Here is a 14148-nt window from a genome sequence, read left to right on the forward strand (position 1 = left end):
GGTCGACCACTCGGTCCGACTCGTCGAGCGCGTCCAGTACCTCGGACACAGCACCCCAGTAGGGGCTGCGGCCGTAGTACTGGCGGACGAGAAGCAGCCGACGCGGGCTGGGGCCGCCCCGGCTGGCGGGCGCTGGCACCCGCGTGCGCGGGATGCGTGCGCGGCCGTACGTCCGTCTCGCTCGCGACGTTCGCGCGGCTGGCGGGGGAGGGGCTGCGGGTCGTCGCCGGGGTGGAGGGCGCGCGCCAGGTGGCCGACCTCGGTGCGACGGACGATCTCGGTGTGCCCGAACTCGTCGCGGAGGCCGCGCTGTTGCAGGCACGGCTCGACTGGTTCCAGACACAGCTCGCGCGTCTTCGCGAGCCCGGACCGGGTGGCGGGCAACAGGGGTAGTCAGGGCGGGTGCGGGTACCCGGAGTGTTCCGAACGAGAGGCAACCGAGCGGAACACGACAGGAGGCGACGCCCTGTGACCGGGACCACGCACCCCCGGCCGGTGCACGACGAGCACCACTCCGTGGGCGAACTCGTCGGCCAGGCCACCGAACAGCTCTCCCGGCTGGTACGCCAGGAAGTGGCCCTCGCCAAGGAGGAGTTGGCCGCCAAGGGCCGTCGCGCCGGGCGCGGCGGCGGACTGCTCGGCGCGGCGGGGGCGTTCGCCTACGCCGGTCTGCTGGCCGCGGCCGGCACGGCGACCGCCGCCCTTTCGCTGACGCTGTCCGTCTGGGCCGCGGCACTCATCGTGACGGCGGTGCTGTTCGTGATCGCCGCCGTCCTCGCCGCGACCGGCCGCGCTCAGCTGCGCCGGGCCGCACCGCCCACGCCGGAGGAGACCCTCGGCAGCGTCAGGGCCGATGTCGAGGAGATCAGGGAAAGGGCACACCGATGACGGACAAGGCGGTACCGACGGGGCAGACGGGCGCCAAGGGGCCCGAGGAACTGCGGCAGCAGATCGAGCGGACCCGCGGTGAACTCGGGAACACGGTCGAGAAGTTGGCGGACAAGATGGACGTGAAGGGCCGAGCACGTGCCCGCGCGGCCGACCTCAGGGACAAGGCGGGCGCGATGACGGTACAGCTCCGCAGCACGGCGGCGCAGGCGGGCCACACCGTGCAGGAGAGGGCCGCGCAGACGGGGCACCTGATGCAGGACCGGGCGACGAGGGTGGGTCATCAGGTCCAGGACCGGGCGACGAAGGCAGGTCATCAGGTCCAGGACAAGGCGACGCAGACCGGCCACACGCTGGAGCGGCAGGCGGATCACGGCATGCCGTGGCCGGCGGGACCGGTGGTGAAGGCGGCGGTACGGCATCCGCGCCCGGCGCTGGTCATCGGGGCGGTCGTGGTGGCGGTCGTGGTGGTGTCGTGGAGGTATCCGAAGAAGTAGGGGACGGAGACGACGGAACGCCGGACGGGCTGACTCGGTCAGCCCGTCCGGCGTTTCGCCGATCTCCATCGGAAAATTCAAACCGTCTGGACAAAAAAAGTTTTCGGTGAGACGCTGGACGCATGCTGGACGTCACCGTGATCGAGGACCCCGAGGCCGCCGCCGTCTCCCTGGACCCCATAAGGGCCCGTCTGCTCGCCGAGCTGGCGGCCGGGCCGGCGTCGGCGGCGATGCTGGCCGGCAAGGTCGGGCTGCCGAGGCAGAAGGTGAACTACCACCTCAAGGCGCTGGAGCAGCACCACCTGGTCGAGCTGGCGGGAGAGCGCCGCAAGGGCAACATGACCGAGCGGCTGATGCGGGCGACCGCGGCGTCGTACGTCATCTCGCCGCTCGCCCTCGCCTCCGTGCAGCCGGATCCGGACCGCTTCCGGGACCAGCTCTCCGCGCGCTGGCTGCTCGCCCTCGGCGCCCGACTGGTGCGGGACGTCGGCTCGTTGATCACCGGCGCGACCAAGGCCCGTAAGGGACTGGCCACATACGCCCTGGACGGCGAGGTCCGCTTCGCCTCGGCCACCGAACGGGCCGCGTTCATCCAGGAGTTGACGGTCGGGATCACCGCGCTGATCCAGAAGTACGACGCCCCGGACGCGGCGGAGGGGCGCGATCACCGGATCGTCGTAGCCGTCCATCCCACGCTCAAGCAGACCGAGTTGGAAGAGTCAGGAGACCCTCATGTCCCAGGAGAAGGAATTCGAGATCGTTCGTGAGGTCGAGATCGACGCCACGCCCGAGCAGGTGTGGGAGGCGATCACGAACGGCACCGGCGGCTATCTGTGGCCGATGGACCCGCCCGAGCCCCACGCGGGCGGCAAGGCCGCCTTCGGCTCGACGGTCACCGTCTACGACCGGCCGCACCACCTCACCATCCGCAGCGAGGACGTCGGCTTCCCCACCCAGACCGTCAACCAGCTCGACCACACCATCGAGCCGCGCGACGGCGGCAGGCGCGCCTGGGTGCGCTATGTCCACAGCGGTATCTTCACCGACGACTGGGACAACCAGTACGACGGCGCCGCCAGGCACACCGACTTCTATCTGCACACGCTGGGCCAGTACGTGAAGTACTTCGCGCCCCGTCCGGTCGCTTTCGCTCAGCTCAACGGCCCCGAGGCCTCGCAGACTCCGGATGCCTTCGTCGCCGTCGGCCGGGCGCTGGGGCTCGCGGACGACACGGCGGAGGGGGCGCGGGTGCAGGCGCGCGGGCCCGAGGGGCGACGTCTCGACGCCGTACTGGACTTCCGTAACCCGTACTTCATCGGGCTGCGCACCGAGGGTGCCCTGATCCGCTTCTTCGGCCGCAATCACTGGGGCGCCCCGGTCGGCATCAGCATCCATGACTTCGCGCCGGACGCCGACGCCGAGGCGAACGAGGCCGGCTGGCAGGGCTGGCTGAACGGAGTGTTCAACCAGCCCTGAGCAGGCCGGAGTTACCGCTTACGACTTACGGGCGGAACCGCAGCACCTGCGGGTCGTGGTCGCTGATCTGGTCGTTGAACTCCGAGTTGATGTGCACGGAGTCGTAGTCGAAGTCGCAGCCGCGACGGATCGACGGGCTGATCAGGATCTGGTCCAGGACCTGCTGGTTGCCCTGGTAGTCGTAGGTGTAGCGCTCGCTCCTCGGCAGCGACTGGATCGCCGACCACAGCTCGCCGTCACCCTGGAGGATCTTGGTGGTGTCGGAGAAGTCGAAGTCGTTCATGTCGCCGAGCGCGATGACGTCCGCGTTCTTCTGGACGTCGAGGATGCTCTTGACGAACGCGTTGACCAGCGTCGCCTGGGCGTGGCGCTGGGTCTCCGAGCTGCGCACCACCGGCTGGTACTGCGAGGTCAGAGCCTGGTCGCCGCCCTTGGAGTTGAGGTGGTTGGCGATCACGAAGACCGTCTTGCCCCGGAACACGAACTCGCCGGCCAGCGGCTTGCGGCTGGACTTCCAGGCGTCGTTCGCGGGGTCGATACGGCCGGGCGAGGCCGTCAGCTGCGCCTTGCCGTGCACCTTGGTGACACCGACGGCCGTGGTGGAGTCGCCGCCCGCGCGGTCGGTGAAGGAGACCCGCTCCGGGTTGAAGAGGAACACCTGGCGGATGTTGCCGCCGGGCTCGCCGCCGTCCTGGTCGTTGACCGGGCTGATCGAGCGCCAGTCGTACTTCGGGCCGCCCGCCGCGACGATCGCGTCGATCAGCTTGTCGACCGTGGTGCTCGCGTCCACGACACCGTCGTCCGTGGCGCCGTCGTTGTCCTGGATCTCCTCCAGGGACACGATGTCGGGCGACTGCAGGTTGTTCACGATCGCGGCGGCGTGCGCGTCGAAGGTCTTGTCGGACGGGTCGAGGTTCTCGACGTTGTAGGTCGCGACCGCCAGCTCGCCGCGCGACTGCTTCTGCGTCGTCTCGCGCTCCAGGCCGCCGCTCTTCAGCGTGCCGAGCTGGCTCGCGACCAGCGTGTAGCCGCCGAACTGGTTGTAGTCCAGCGGGCCGGTGGTGGTGCCGGTCAGGGCGTCGCCGACGTTCGCCTTCGGGAAGTCGGCGGTCGAGCCCAGCGACTGGATCTGCAGCCGGCCGGTGTTCTGGTCGTCGTAGGAGGCGTACAGCGTGCCCCCGCGGCGGGTGCGGTTCTCGTGCGGCTTCACCGTGACCCACAGCTCGCTGTACGGGTCGGTCGCGGTGACTACACGGGTGTCGGCGACCTGGACGTTCATGCCCTCCAGGGACTCGTAGTAGTCCAGGGCGTACGTCGACGGGTCCAGGGTCAGACCGTTGATCGAGTTGTTCGCCGTCGGGTCGCCGGCCGGCGTGTACTCGCCCGGCACCGACTTCGCGTCGATCACGACCGGGGCCGGGACCGCGTTGCCGGTGGAGACGGTGGTGATCGTCGGCTTGGTGATCTCGGTCAGCGACTGGTTGCCGGTCGAGGCGCCGCCCGGGACGTACTCCGAGACCGTGCCGGAGACCGTGACGGAGTCGCCGACGGCGACCTTCGGGGTGGAGCTGGTGAAGACGAAGACGCCCTCACTGGTGGCCGGGTTGTCGTCCGGGGTCGGGTCCTGCAGCCAGAAACCTCTGGACGAGCCGTAGGTGCGCGTGGCGGTGACTGTGCCCGGCACATCGGCGACCTTCTGGCCGGCGTACGGGGATATGCGGGTCGTGCCCTGGATGTCATGGATGCGCACGGAGTCGGCGTGCGCGGGAGAGGTCAGGGCGACGGCCGACGCCGCGGAACATACGGCGGCGACGGTGAGCGCGGCGAGACGCGCGGACTTCTTGCTCGGCAACGTGATCCCTCCGGGGACGTGCGTGGGCGCCGGGACGAGGGTGGTGCATGGGACCTTCGGGAGCCGCTTGACCGGTGGGGCGGTGGCGACGCGCGTAGAACATACAGTGGTCATGTATCCGACAGATTTCTACGCGCGTCAATCTCCTGCCTGGTCAAGCCAGTTGTCAAGGTTTCGGCCATGTACGGACCCTGTCCGGGAGATGAACCGGGCGGCATGGGTCCAAATCCGTCTAGGCTGAGCGATTGAGCCGTACGTCGTTCAGGCGGTCGTGCGGCCGTCGTACGACGTCCACGTGGTCGTACGACCGTCAAGGCGTCCGAGGAGAACCCAGCCGATGTCAGACAGCTCCCCCCTGCCGCCGGTGCGGCTGCACCCCGAAGCGGAGCTGGCGCGGGACGCGCTGTCCACGCCCCTGCTGTCCCGGGCCGCGCGGCTGGCCCGCTGGGCCGGACCGGAGACGCGCGTGGACGCCGACGGCGGGCTCGTCGAGGAGCAGCTGCCGGCCGCCGTCGAGCTCCTGGGGCTGACCGGCGAGGACGCGGAGGCCTGGGCGGGTGAGGCCTGGCGGGTGGCCGTGGACACCGGGCTGGTCGAGATCGACGACGAGGACGAGGGGTCCGTCACGGCCGGGGAGGAGCTGGCGCTGCTCACCGGCGGCTCGCCGCACGACGTGCTCGCCGTGTGGCAGGGCGCACTGGAGACGGTGCTGGCCGACGCGAGCGTGCCGGACATCGACGGTCTGGACGAAGCGCTCGCCGCCGGTGGCGGGGTCGACTTCTCGCAGCTGGAGTGGGACCCGGAGGCGGAGGCCGAGTTCCTCGACGGCGTCCTCGGCAACCTGTACCTGCTGACGGTCACCGAGGAAGGCCCCGGGGACGCGCCCGTGCCCCTTCCCGCGCTGGCCGCGTCGATGATCGTGCCCTCCGACATGGGGGAGCCCACCAACGACGTCCTGGAGCAGGTCTCCGACGCGATGATGAAGCTGGACGACCAGTTCCGGCTGCTCGAGCCGGTGGGACTCGTCGAGTACCAGCCGGTCGACGAGGCGCTGATGGCCGACACCGACGAGGAGCCCTCGGCGCAGCTCGACGACACGGACGTCTCGCGCTACGGCCTGGTGCGGCTGACCCCGCTCGGCCTGTACGGCCTGCGGTCGCGGCTGTTGGAGGCCGGACGCACCGCGCCGGCCGTCGGTGACCTCGTCGACAAGGGGGCAGACGCACTGCTCGACGGGACGGCGACGTTCCCGCAGGGCGCCGCACAGGCCGAGACCGAGCAGTGGCTGGCGCGACGCGAACCGCTCGCCGCGGCAAGGGAGTTGCTGGCGGCGGCCCGGGGCGGGGACGCGGGAGCACCGCTGCGCCGGCTGCGCTGTCAGCAGGCGCTGTCCCTGGTCGGCACGGAGGCCGAGCCGGCCCTGCGCGAGGTCCTCGACGACGCCGAACTGGGCGGGTTGGCCCGGGTGTGGCTGGCCGAGCGTGGCGCCGCCGAGGTACCCGCCCCGTCCGAGGCGATGATCTTCTGGCTGACCATCGACACGATCGCCGCCCAGCTGGCCGCCGAGGGCAATTCCGAGGAACTGCGGTCGCTGGTACAGGGGTTGGCGGCGCAGCACGGCGGCTTCTTCGCGGCCGCCTGGCGGGTCGACCACCCGGCCACCGCGGACGTCCTGGAAGCCATGGGACGGCTGCATCCGGACAAGAGGGTGGCGAAGGAAGCGCGGAAGGCGGCCTTCAAGGCGCGGTCCCAGCAAGGGTACTGAGCGCGGGATTTTTGATTCCTGTGGTCGGGTGCGTACGGATTCATGGAACTGCGTCCTGTGCCGTCGCCCCGTGTTCAACTCCCGTTCAGGCGTGGGCGGGACGGTGGCGCCGACCCGAGGTCGACCACCCTCCACGGCACACCCACCGTCACAGGAGACACCATGTCGCTCACCCGCAGGGAGTTCGCCAGAAAATCCGCGATCACCGGTGCCGGGGTCACGCTGGCGGGCAGCGTCGGCGCCCTCGCCACCGCTCCCAACGCCCTCGCGTCCACGGAGACCGAGGAGACCGAGAACGCGACGGGGGAGTCGGCGCACGGCCACCGCGGCGTCGGCTACGGACCCCTGATCTCCGACCCGAACGGCATCCTCGCCCTCCCGGCCGGCTTCAAGTACCGGATCATCACGTACAGCGGTAGGACCAAGCTGGAGTCGGGCGAGTTCACCCCCTCCAACCACGACGGCACCTCCACCTTCGACGGCCCGCGCGGCGCGACCCTCCTCGTCAACAACCACGAGCTCAAGGGCCCGCGCGCCAACTGGAAGTACCCCGTCCCGCTCACCGAGGGCCTCGTCTACGACCCGGCCGCCTCCGGAGGCTGCACGGTCGTCGAGGTCCGCCGCGACCACGTCGCCGAGTGGGTCGGCATCGCCGGCACCTCCACCAACTGCGCGGGTGGCAACACGCCTTGGGGCACCTGGCTGACCTGTGAGGAGACCGAGGACAAGGCCGGCCAGAACGGCATGACCAAGGACCACGGCTACGTCTTCGAGGTCGACCCCGAGGACCGCCGGGCCAACCGGAACCCCAAGCCCGTCAAGGCGCTGGGCCGTTACGCCCACGAGGCCGTCGTCGTCGACCCCAGGCGCGGCCACCTCTACCTCACCGAGGACGCGGCCGGCCCCAACGGCCTCCTGTACCGCTGGACCCCGCCGGAGGGCTTCCACCACGGCCGCGGCAGGCTGCGCACCCTCGCCGACGACGCCGGCGTCCTCCAGGCCTTCAAGTGCTTCGACTCCGGCGGCAAGTTCGTCGACGACCTCTCCCGCGCCACGAAGATCGGCACGGTCTACGGCGTCGACTGGGTGACCGTCCCCGACCGCGACGCGAAGACCACCTCGGTCCGCAAGCAGTTCACCGACGGCCAGATCACCCGCGCCCGCAAGCTGGAGGGCATGTGGTGGGGCGACGGCGGCACCTACATCGTCTCCTCGTACGCCCGCGAGGAGAGCCCCGTCCAGCACGACGGAGCGGTCTGGTTCTACGACCCGGGGCGTCGCACCCTCACCCTCAAGGTCCTGATCGGCGTCAACCCGGACCCGTCCGTGGAAGGCAACTTCGACGGCCCGGACAACATCACCGTCTCCCCGTACGGCGGCCTGGTCATCGCCGAGGACGGCGAGGGCCTGCAGCATCTGTTCGGCGCCACCGACAGCGGCCGCACCTACCCCATCGCCCGCAACGAACTGAACATCGGCACCGAAGACGAGCCCGAATACAGCGAGTTCACCGGCGTGACGTTCTCGCCCGACGGCAGCACTCTGTTCGCGAACATCCAGGAACCGGGGATCATGCTGGCCATCACCGGGCCCTGGAAGCGCCAGAAGCGCGGCTGAACTTCGAGGAATTAATTCGCTCGCCCGTCCCGCGGTACGCCTCCTACAGTGATGAACGTCCAGGTGCGAAGGCAGGACCTACTTCCACTCATAATGGGGCGGCCGCGGGTTCGAGTCCCGCCACCGGTACAACGCGCCGGTGTAGCTCAGGGGTCAGAGCACCTTGTCGGTTCCGCCGACTTCGATCTCTGGACACCACAACTTCATGCACCTCCCGGTGCGCGGACAGCGGCTACTTCTCTTCCACAGAATCCGACGCCGCCGTCGACTTGATCTCGGGAGGCGCAGCTCATGGTGGGTGCCCGGTGCGCAGGCAGCGGATACTTCGGGGACTGGTGGGGGAGACCTCATGCGGGTTCGAATCCCGTCATCGACTCACGGTCGGTGTGGCGGAACGGAAGACGCGCCAGTTGATAAGCGCCGCAGTCGAATTCGACCTCGGGCACCCTCCTTTTGCCGCGTCTCCCTCCGAAACTCCAAGGAATTCGGGGGAATTCATCATGGCGCGATTCAACACCAAGGGCGCGAAGGCGCAGCCCACTTCGCGGGTCACCTCCACCGGCCGAGTGCTCCGCACCTACGAGGGCGGCCGCGGCCGGGAGCGTGACGCGCGCTCCGAGCTGTTCCTGCTGGCGATCGCCAACTTCGTGTCGCAGAAGACCTTTTACGAGACCGGCGCCGACCGCGACGACCGCTTCGCGCGTCTCGTACGCAAGCTCGCCGTCGAGGACCCGAACTGGACCGCAGGCCTCCTCGGCTGGCTGCGCGGCGAGGGAAACCTCCGTACGGCCTCGATCGTGGGCGCCGCCGAGTACGTGAAGGCACGCCTCGACGCGGGCGCCACCGACGGCCCGGCCAACCGCCTGGTCGTGGCCTCCGTACTGCAGCGCCCGGACGAGCCCGGCGAGCTGCTCGCGTACTGGACGGCACTGTACGGCCGTAACGTGCCCAAGCCCGTCAAGCGAGGGGTCGCCGACGCCGTACGGCGTCTGTACAGCGGAAAGTCGCTGCTGAAGTACGACACCGCGGCCAAGGGATACCGCTTCGGCGACATCCTCAACCTGGTGCACGCGGCGCCGGACCCGGACAAGCCGTGGCAGGGCGAGCTGTTCCAGTACGCCCTCGACCGCCGGCACAACCCGGACACGGCGCTGCCGCCCGCGTCGAGTCGGGTCCTCACCGCGCACCGCGAGCTGATGGCGCTGCCGGTGGCCGAGCGGCGCGCGGTGGTGACGTCGGCGTCCGGCGCCGAGCGGCTCGCGGAGGCCGGGATGACGTGGGAGGCGCTGGCCGGGTGGCTGCAGGGCCCGATGGACAAGGAGGCCTGGGAGTCGGTCATTCCGTCCATGGGGGCGATGGCGCTGGTCCGTAACCTGCGCAACTTCGACCAGGCAGGTGTCTCGGACGAGGTGGCGGCTCAGGTCGCCGCGCGCATCAGCGACCCGGCCGAGGTCGCGCGCTCGCGGCAGTTCCCCTTCCGCTATCTCGCCGCGTACCAGCACGCCCCCTCGCTGCGCTGGTCGTACCCGCTGGAGCAGGCGCTCGGCCACTCGCTCGCCCATGTGCCCGCGCTGCCCGGCCGCACGCTGATCCTCGTGGACCGCTCGGGCTCGATGTGGGCGCGGCTGTCGGACCGCTCGGAGCTCAACCGGGCCGACGCGGCGGCGATCTTCGGCACGGCGCTCGCGCTGCGGGCGGCGCAGGCGGACCTCGTCGAGTTCGGCACGACGAGCCGGCGTCTGCCGTTCCGCGAGGGGGAGTCGGTGCTCAAGATCCTCGACCGCTTCGGCGACCTGGGCGGCACCGACACCACCAGCGCGATCCGCTCGCACTACCGCGGACAGGACCGCGTCCTGATCGTCACCGACGAGCAGTACGCGTTCAACCACCACGGTGACCCGACCGAGCAGGTTCCGGCGAGCGTGCCGGTCTACACCTGGAACCTCGCCGGCTACCGCGCGGGCCACGGCCCGTCGGGTCAGGCGAACCGCCACACCTTCGGAGGCCTCGGCGACGCGGCCTTCCGGATGGTCCCGCTGCTCGAGGCCGGCCGGGACGCCGACTGGCCCTGGACGGCCTGAGCCACTCGGACGTGGCCCGCACTTCTACGGGGGGTGCGGGCCACACTTCTGTGCACCCCTTGCCCGCCTCCTCCACTGACATCTAACATTTCAGTTGTGGAGCCCATACGACCCGTCCAGCGCACGCTCCTCAGGGACCGCGCGTACGAAGTCATCCGGGACGCCATCGTGGCCGGGGAGATCGAGCCCGGAGCGGTCGTGCGGGACGCCGAACTGGCCGAACGGCTCGGACTGTCCCGGGCGCCGGTGCGCGAGGCCTTCTCCCGCCTGGTGGACGAGGGCCTGCTGGAGAGCAAGCCGCAGAGCTACACACGTGTGACGCCCCTGGTCACCGCCGACGTCCGCGACGCGGCGGCCGTGGTCGGCGCCATGCACGAGCTGGCCACCCGGGTCGCCGTTCCCCGCCTCTTCGCCGCCGACGTCCAGGCGATGCGCACGGCCAACGAACGGTTCGCGGCGGCCGTGGGAGCGGGCGATGTGGACGGAGCCCTGCGCGCGGACGACGCCCTCCATGACGTCCTGGTCCGGGTGGCGGCCAACCACGCGGCCGCCGCCACCATCACCCGCTACACCCCTCTCATCCGCCGCCTGGAACGCCGCCGCTTCGGCGAGAGCAGCTGCCGCTCGGCGGGCCTGCACGACCAGCTGATCGAGGCCTGCGCGTCGGGCGACGCGGAGACGGCGGTGCGCGTCACCGCCGAGATCTGGCGGAGCCTGGCAGACCTCGTCGACACGACCGACGGCGACTGATCCCGACCACCCCGGGAGGACCCATGTCCCTTTCTTCCTACGCCCGTTACCCCCTCCTCTTCGGCCCCTCCCCGGTCCATCCCCTGGAGCGCCTCACCGCCCACCTGGGCGGCGCCTCCCTCTGGGCCAAGCGCGAGGACTGCAACTCCGGTATCGCCTACGGCGGCAACAAGACCCGCAAGCTGGAGTACCTGGTCGCCGACGCCCTCGCCCAGGGCTGCGACACCCTCGTCTCGATCGGCGGCGTCCAGTCCAACCACACCCGACAGGTGGCCGCGGTCGCCGCTCGCGCGGGCCTCAAGTGCGTGCTGATCCAGGAGAGTTGGGTCGACTGGCCCGACGCGGTCTACGACAAGGTCGGCAACATCCTCCTCAGCCGCCTCGCCGGAGCCGATGTCCGCCTGGTGAAGGCCGGCTTCGGCATCGGCTTCAAGGAGAGCTGGGAGCAGGCACTCAGGGAGGTCGAGGAGTCGGGCGGCAAGCCGTACGCCATCCCCGCAGGCGCCTCCGATCACCCGCTCGGCGGCCTGGGCTTCGCCGGCTGGGCCCATGAAGTCGCCGATCAGGAGCGCGAGTCGGGCGTCTTCTTCGACACGGTGGTCGTCTGCTCGGTGACCGGCTCGACCCAGGCCGGCATGGTCGCGGGCTTCGCCGCCCTGGAGGAGGCGGGCGGCCGACCGCGCCGCGTCCTCGGCATCGACGCCTCGGCCAAGCCCGCGGCGACGAAGGCGCAGATCGCGAGGATCGCCCACAACACCGGCCAACTCATCGGCGTCAAGCGGGAGTTGACCGAAGAGGACGTCGAGCTGGACGAGCGCTACCACGCGGGAACGTACGGCATCCCCGACGAGACCACCCTGGAGGCGATGCGCCTCGCGGCCCGCACGGAGGGGATGGTCACGGACCCGGTGTACGAGGGCAAGTCGATGGCCGGGATGATCGACCTGGTCGAGCGCGGAGAGATCGGCCGGGACTCGACCGTGCTCTACGCCCACCTGGGCGGGCAGCCCGCGCTCAACGCCTACAGTGCGCTGTTCTAGGCGGTGGCCCGGCGCTTCCCGGTGATCACGAACGCCGCCACCAGCAGGGCGGCGAGCGCGATCAGCGCGCCGACGCCGAACGCTCGTGCCGCGCCGTGGGTGAGCACCTCGGCCGGGGTACCGGACGCGTGTCGGGTCGCCGTGCCGAACACCGTGACCAGGACGGCGAGTCCGAGCGTGCCGCCGAGCCACTGGAGGGTCTGCAGGAGTCCGGAGGCGGCGCCGGCCTCGTGCGGCCGGATCTTCGCGAGGATCGTGGCGTTGAGCGGCATGAGGCTCAGGCCCACGCCGGCGCCCACCAGGAGGAGAGGGCCGAGCAGGCCGGTCAGATAGCCGTCGTCGGCCCGCAGCCGCCAGAGCCAGACGGACGCCGCGACGAGCAGGGTCATGCCCGTGACCATCACCGGCTTGGCGCCGAAGCGGGGCAGCAGCCGCGGTACGAGGCGCACGGTCGTGAACAGCACCACGGTCATCGGGAGGAAGGCGAAGCCGGCGCGCAACGGGCTGTAGTCCAGGACCTGTTGGCTGATGAGAGTGAGGAAGTAGAACGCGCCGAACATGCCGGCCGGCAGCAGCAGGACGCCCGCGTAGCCACCCGCGCGATTGCGGTCGGCGAAGAGGCGGAGCGGCATGATCGGCTGCTCGGCCCGGGACTCGACCAGCGCGAAGCCGACGAGCAGCACGACGGCCGTACCGAACCCGGCCATCGCCTGGGTGTCGCCCCAGCCCTGCTCCGAGACCCGGATGAACGCGTACACCAGCGAGGTCATCCCGGCGGTGCCGGTGAGCGCCCCGGCCGCGTCGAAGCGGCCCGCGTGGCGCGGGGTCTCGGTGACGAAGCGGGGCAGGGTGAGGGCCACCGCGACGCCGATCGGGACGTTGATCAGCAGGGCCCAGCGCCAGGACGCCCAGGAGGTGAGCATGCCGCCGAGGACCAGGCCGATGGAGGCGCCGATGCCTGCCATGGAGGAGTAGACACCGAGGGCGTGGTGGCGGCGCGGGCCCTCCGGGAAGTTGGTGGCGATCAGGGCGAGGGTGCTGGGAGCGATGAGGGCGGCACCGGCGCCCTGCAGCGCGCGGGCCGCGAGCAGCCAGACGCTGTCGGTGGCGAGACCGCCCAGCAGGGAGGAGGCGGCGAAGAGCAGGACGCCGGTGGCCAGGGTCCGGCGGCGGCCGACGATGTCGCCGATCCGTCCGCCGAGCAGCAGCAGACCGCCGAAGGCGAGCGTGTAGGCGTTGAGGACCCAGGACAGACCGGTACGGCTGAAGTCGAGATCTTCCTGTATGTGGGGCAGCGCGACATTGACGACGGTGGAGTCGACGCCGACCATCAGATAGGCCGTCACGATGACGAAGAGGACGGTGCCGAGCCTTGCGGGGGGCTGTGGTGCGGAGCGTGTTTCGGTCGTGGTGCCGGACGGGCTGGACATGGAGTTCTCCCGTTTCGAAGCCCCGGGACGGATGTGCGCGGGCAGCACGGAACAATGGAATGTGGGCAGGTCGGGGTGGCCCGCGGAGATAACCGGGGACTGTCTCCGTTTAACTCTCGCTAAGATACGGAGAGGGTCCCCGTTTCGCAAGGAGTATCTGGATGACGCAGGTCAAGCCCATGCGCGCGGACGCTCGGCGCAACTATGAGCGGCTGCTGAAGGTCGCCGCGGAGGCCTTCGCCGAGCATGGGGAGGGCGCCTCGCTCGACGACATCGCCAAGCGTGCGGGGGTCGGCTCCGGCACGCTCTACCGGCACTTCCCGACCCGGCAGGCGCTGCTCGAAGCGGTCTACGTCGACACCATCGAGGCCCTCGGCAACCGCGCCGACGAGCTCGCGAAGGAACTGCCACCGGGCGAGGCGCTGACGGAGTGGCTGTACGAGGTCTGCGTCGGCACGATCCAGGTCCGGGGCCTGAAGTCCCTGCTGGGCTCGGCCGTCATGGACGGCAGCAATGTCGCGCTGACGGCCTGCGCGACGCATATGAAGTCGGGGGCGCGGCGGCTGGTGGAGGCGGCCCAGCGCGAGGGAACCCTGCGGCGGGACCTCGAGCCGATCGATGTGCTGCGCCTGGCGCACGGCGTGTCCACGGCATCGGAGCTGGCCGACGGCGAGGGCGGACACATCCGCCGCTATCTGTCCCTGCTGACGGAGGGGCTGCGGCCGGCGGGGGAGGAGTGAACGCCGGGCGCC

Annotated in this window: 12 protein-coding genes and 1 pseudogene; 11 read left to right on the top strand and 2 right to left on the bottom strand. The window is 70.5% G+C overall.

The window, feature by feature from the left end; genetic code table 11:
* Positions 1–93: 93 nt before the first annotated feature.
* From ACWC09_RS21285 to ACWC09_RS21305, 5 genes and pseudogenes are all read left to right on the top strand, one after another.
* A pseudogene (locus ACWC09_RS21285) lies at positions 94–393 on the top strand (hypothetical protein); the annotation flags it as partial.
* A 75-nt stretch (positions 394–468) separates the two neighbouring features.
* Positions 469–888, top strand: coding sequence for a phage holin family protein (locus tag ACWC09_RS21290; protein WP_450852125.1), 420 nt, complete (start codon positions 469–471; stop codon positions 886–888).
* Positions 885–1385, top strand: a complete 501-nt coding sequence (locus ACWC09_RS21295) for a DUF3618 domain-containing protein (RefSeq protein ID WP_450852126.1) — start codon at positions 885–887, stop codon at positions 1383–1385. The genes ACWC09_RS21290 and ACWC09_RS21295 overlap by 4 nt, the downstream gene beginning before the upstream one ends.
* Positions 1386–1507: 122 nt before the next feature.
* The gene (locus tag ACWC09_RS21300; RefSeq protein ID WP_450852127.1) at positions 1508–2152 is read left to right on the top strand and encodes an ArsR/SmtB family transcription factor; all 645 of its coding nucleotides are present in this window, start codon (positions 1508–1510) and stop codon (positions 2150–2152) included.
* Positions 2118–2861, top strand: coding sequence for an SRPBCC family protein (locus ACWC09_RS21305; protein ID WP_450852128.1), 744 nt, complete (start codon positions 2118–2120; stop codon positions 2859–2861). The genes ACWC09_RS21300 and ACWC09_RS21305 overlap by 35 nt, the downstream gene beginning before the upstream one ends.
* Before the next feature lie 25 nt (positions 2862–2886).
* Here the strand turns inward: ACWC09_RS21305 and ACWC09_RS21310 are convergent, their stop codons facing one another.
* Entirely contained in the window at positions 2887–4713 is a 1827-nt protein-coding gene (locus ACWC09_RS21310) for an endonuclease/exonuclease/phosphatase family protein (RefSeq protein ID WP_450852129.1), read from the bottom strand.
* 337 nt (positions 4714–5050) lie between these two features.
* Here ACWC09_RS21310 and ACWC09_RS21315 point away from each other — a divergent pair, with 337 nt between their 5' ends.
* The 5 genes from ACWC09_RS21315 (at position 5051) to ACWC09_RS21335 (ending at position 11966) form a co-directional block, all read left to right on the top strand.
* Entirely contained in the window at positions 5051–6478 is a 1428-nt protein-coding gene (locus tag ACWC09_RS21315) for a hypothetical protein (RefSeq protein ID WP_450852130.1), read from the top strand.
* A gap of 162 nt (positions 6479–6640) precedes the next feature.
* A complete protein-coding gene (locus ACWC09_RS21320) occupies positions 6641–8095 on the top strand; it encodes an alkaline phosphatase PhoX (RefSeq protein WP_450852131.1) in 1455 nt (484 codons plus the stop codon).
* 500 nt (positions 8096–8595) lie between these two features.
* A complete protein-coding gene (locus tag ACWC09_RS21325) occupies positions 8596–10176 on the top strand; it encodes a TROVE domain-containing protein (RefSeq protein WP_450852132.1) in 1581 nt (526 codons plus the stop codon).
* Positions 10177–10272: 96 nt separating this feature from the next.
* A complete protein-coding gene (locus tag ACWC09_RS21330) occupies positions 10273–10926 on the top strand; it encodes a GntR family transcriptional regulator (protein WP_450852133.1) in 654 nt (217 codons plus the stop codon).
* A gap of 23 nt (positions 10927–10949) precedes the next feature.
* Positions 10950–11966, top strand: a complete 1017-nt coding sequence (locus ACWC09_RS21335) for a 1-aminocyclopropane-1-carboxylate deaminase (RefSeq protein ID WP_450852134.1) — start codon at positions 10950–10952, stop codon at positions 11964–11966.
* On the opposite strand, the gene ACWC09_RS21340 is transcribed toward ACWC09_RS21335, so the two are convergent.
* Complete coding sequence (locus tag ACWC09_RS21340; protein WP_450852135.1) at positions 11963–13396, bottom strand: MFS transporter; 1434 nt, start codon at positions 13394–13396, stop codon at positions 11963–11965. The genes ACWC09_RS21335 and ACWC09_RS21340 overlap by 4 nt on opposite strands.
* A 161-nt stretch (positions 13397–13557) precedes the next feature.
* On the opposite strand from ACWC09_RS21340, the gene ACWC09_RS21345 reads away from it, so the two are divergent.
* The gene (locus ACWC09_RS21345; protein ID WP_450852136.1) at positions 13558–14136 is read left to right on the top strand and encodes a TetR/AcrR family transcriptional regulator; all 579 of its coding nucleotides are present in this window, start codon (positions 13558–13560) and stop codon (positions 14134–14136) included.
* Positions 14137–14148: the final 12 nt, after the last annotated feature.

The organism is Streptomyces sp. NPDC001617 (assembly GCF_053596855.1).

What these genes read in the sequence shown, in the direction of transcription:
- ACWC09_RS21295 (WP_450852126.1), top strand. Translation starts at nt 885, where the DNA reads ATGACGGACAAGGCGGTACCGACGGGGCAGACGGGCGCCAAGGGGCCC.
- ACWC09_RS21325 (WP_450852132.1), top strand. Translation starts at nt 8,596, where the DNA reads ATGGCGCGATTCAACACCAAGGGCGCGAAGGCGCAGCCCACTTCGCGG.
- ACWC09_RS21320 (WP_450852131.1), top strand. Translation starts at nt 6,641, where the DNA reads ATGTCGCTCACCCGCAGGGAGTTCGCCAGAAAATCCGCGATCACCGGT.
- ACWC09_RS21340 (WP_450852135.1), bottom strand. Translation starts at nt 13,396, where the DNA reads ATGTCCAGCCCGTCCGGCACCACGACCGAAACACGCTCCGCACCACAG.
- ACWC09_RS21345 (WP_450852136.1), top strand. Translation starts at nt 13,558, where the DNA reads ATGACGCAGGTCAAGCCCATGCGCGCGGACGCTCGGCGCAACTATGAG.
- ACWC09_RS21305 (WP_450852128.1), top strand. Translation starts at nt 2,118, where the DNA reads ATGTCCCAGGAGAAGGAATTCGAGATCGTTCGTGAGGTCGAGATCGAC.
- ACWC09_RS21335 (WP_450852134.1), top strand. Translation starts at nt 10,950, where the DNA reads ATGTCCCTTTCTTCCTACGCCCGTTACCCCCTCCTCTTCGGCCCCTCC.
- ACWC09_RS21315 (WP_450852130.1), top strand. Translation starts at nt 5,051, where the DNA reads ATGTCAGACAGCTCCCCCCTGCCGCCGGTGCGGCTGCACCCCGAAGCG.
- ACWC09_RS21300 (WP_450852127.1), top strand. Translation starts at nt 1,508, where the DNA reads ATGCTGGACGTCACCGTGATCGAGGACCCCGAGGCCGCCGCCGTCTCC.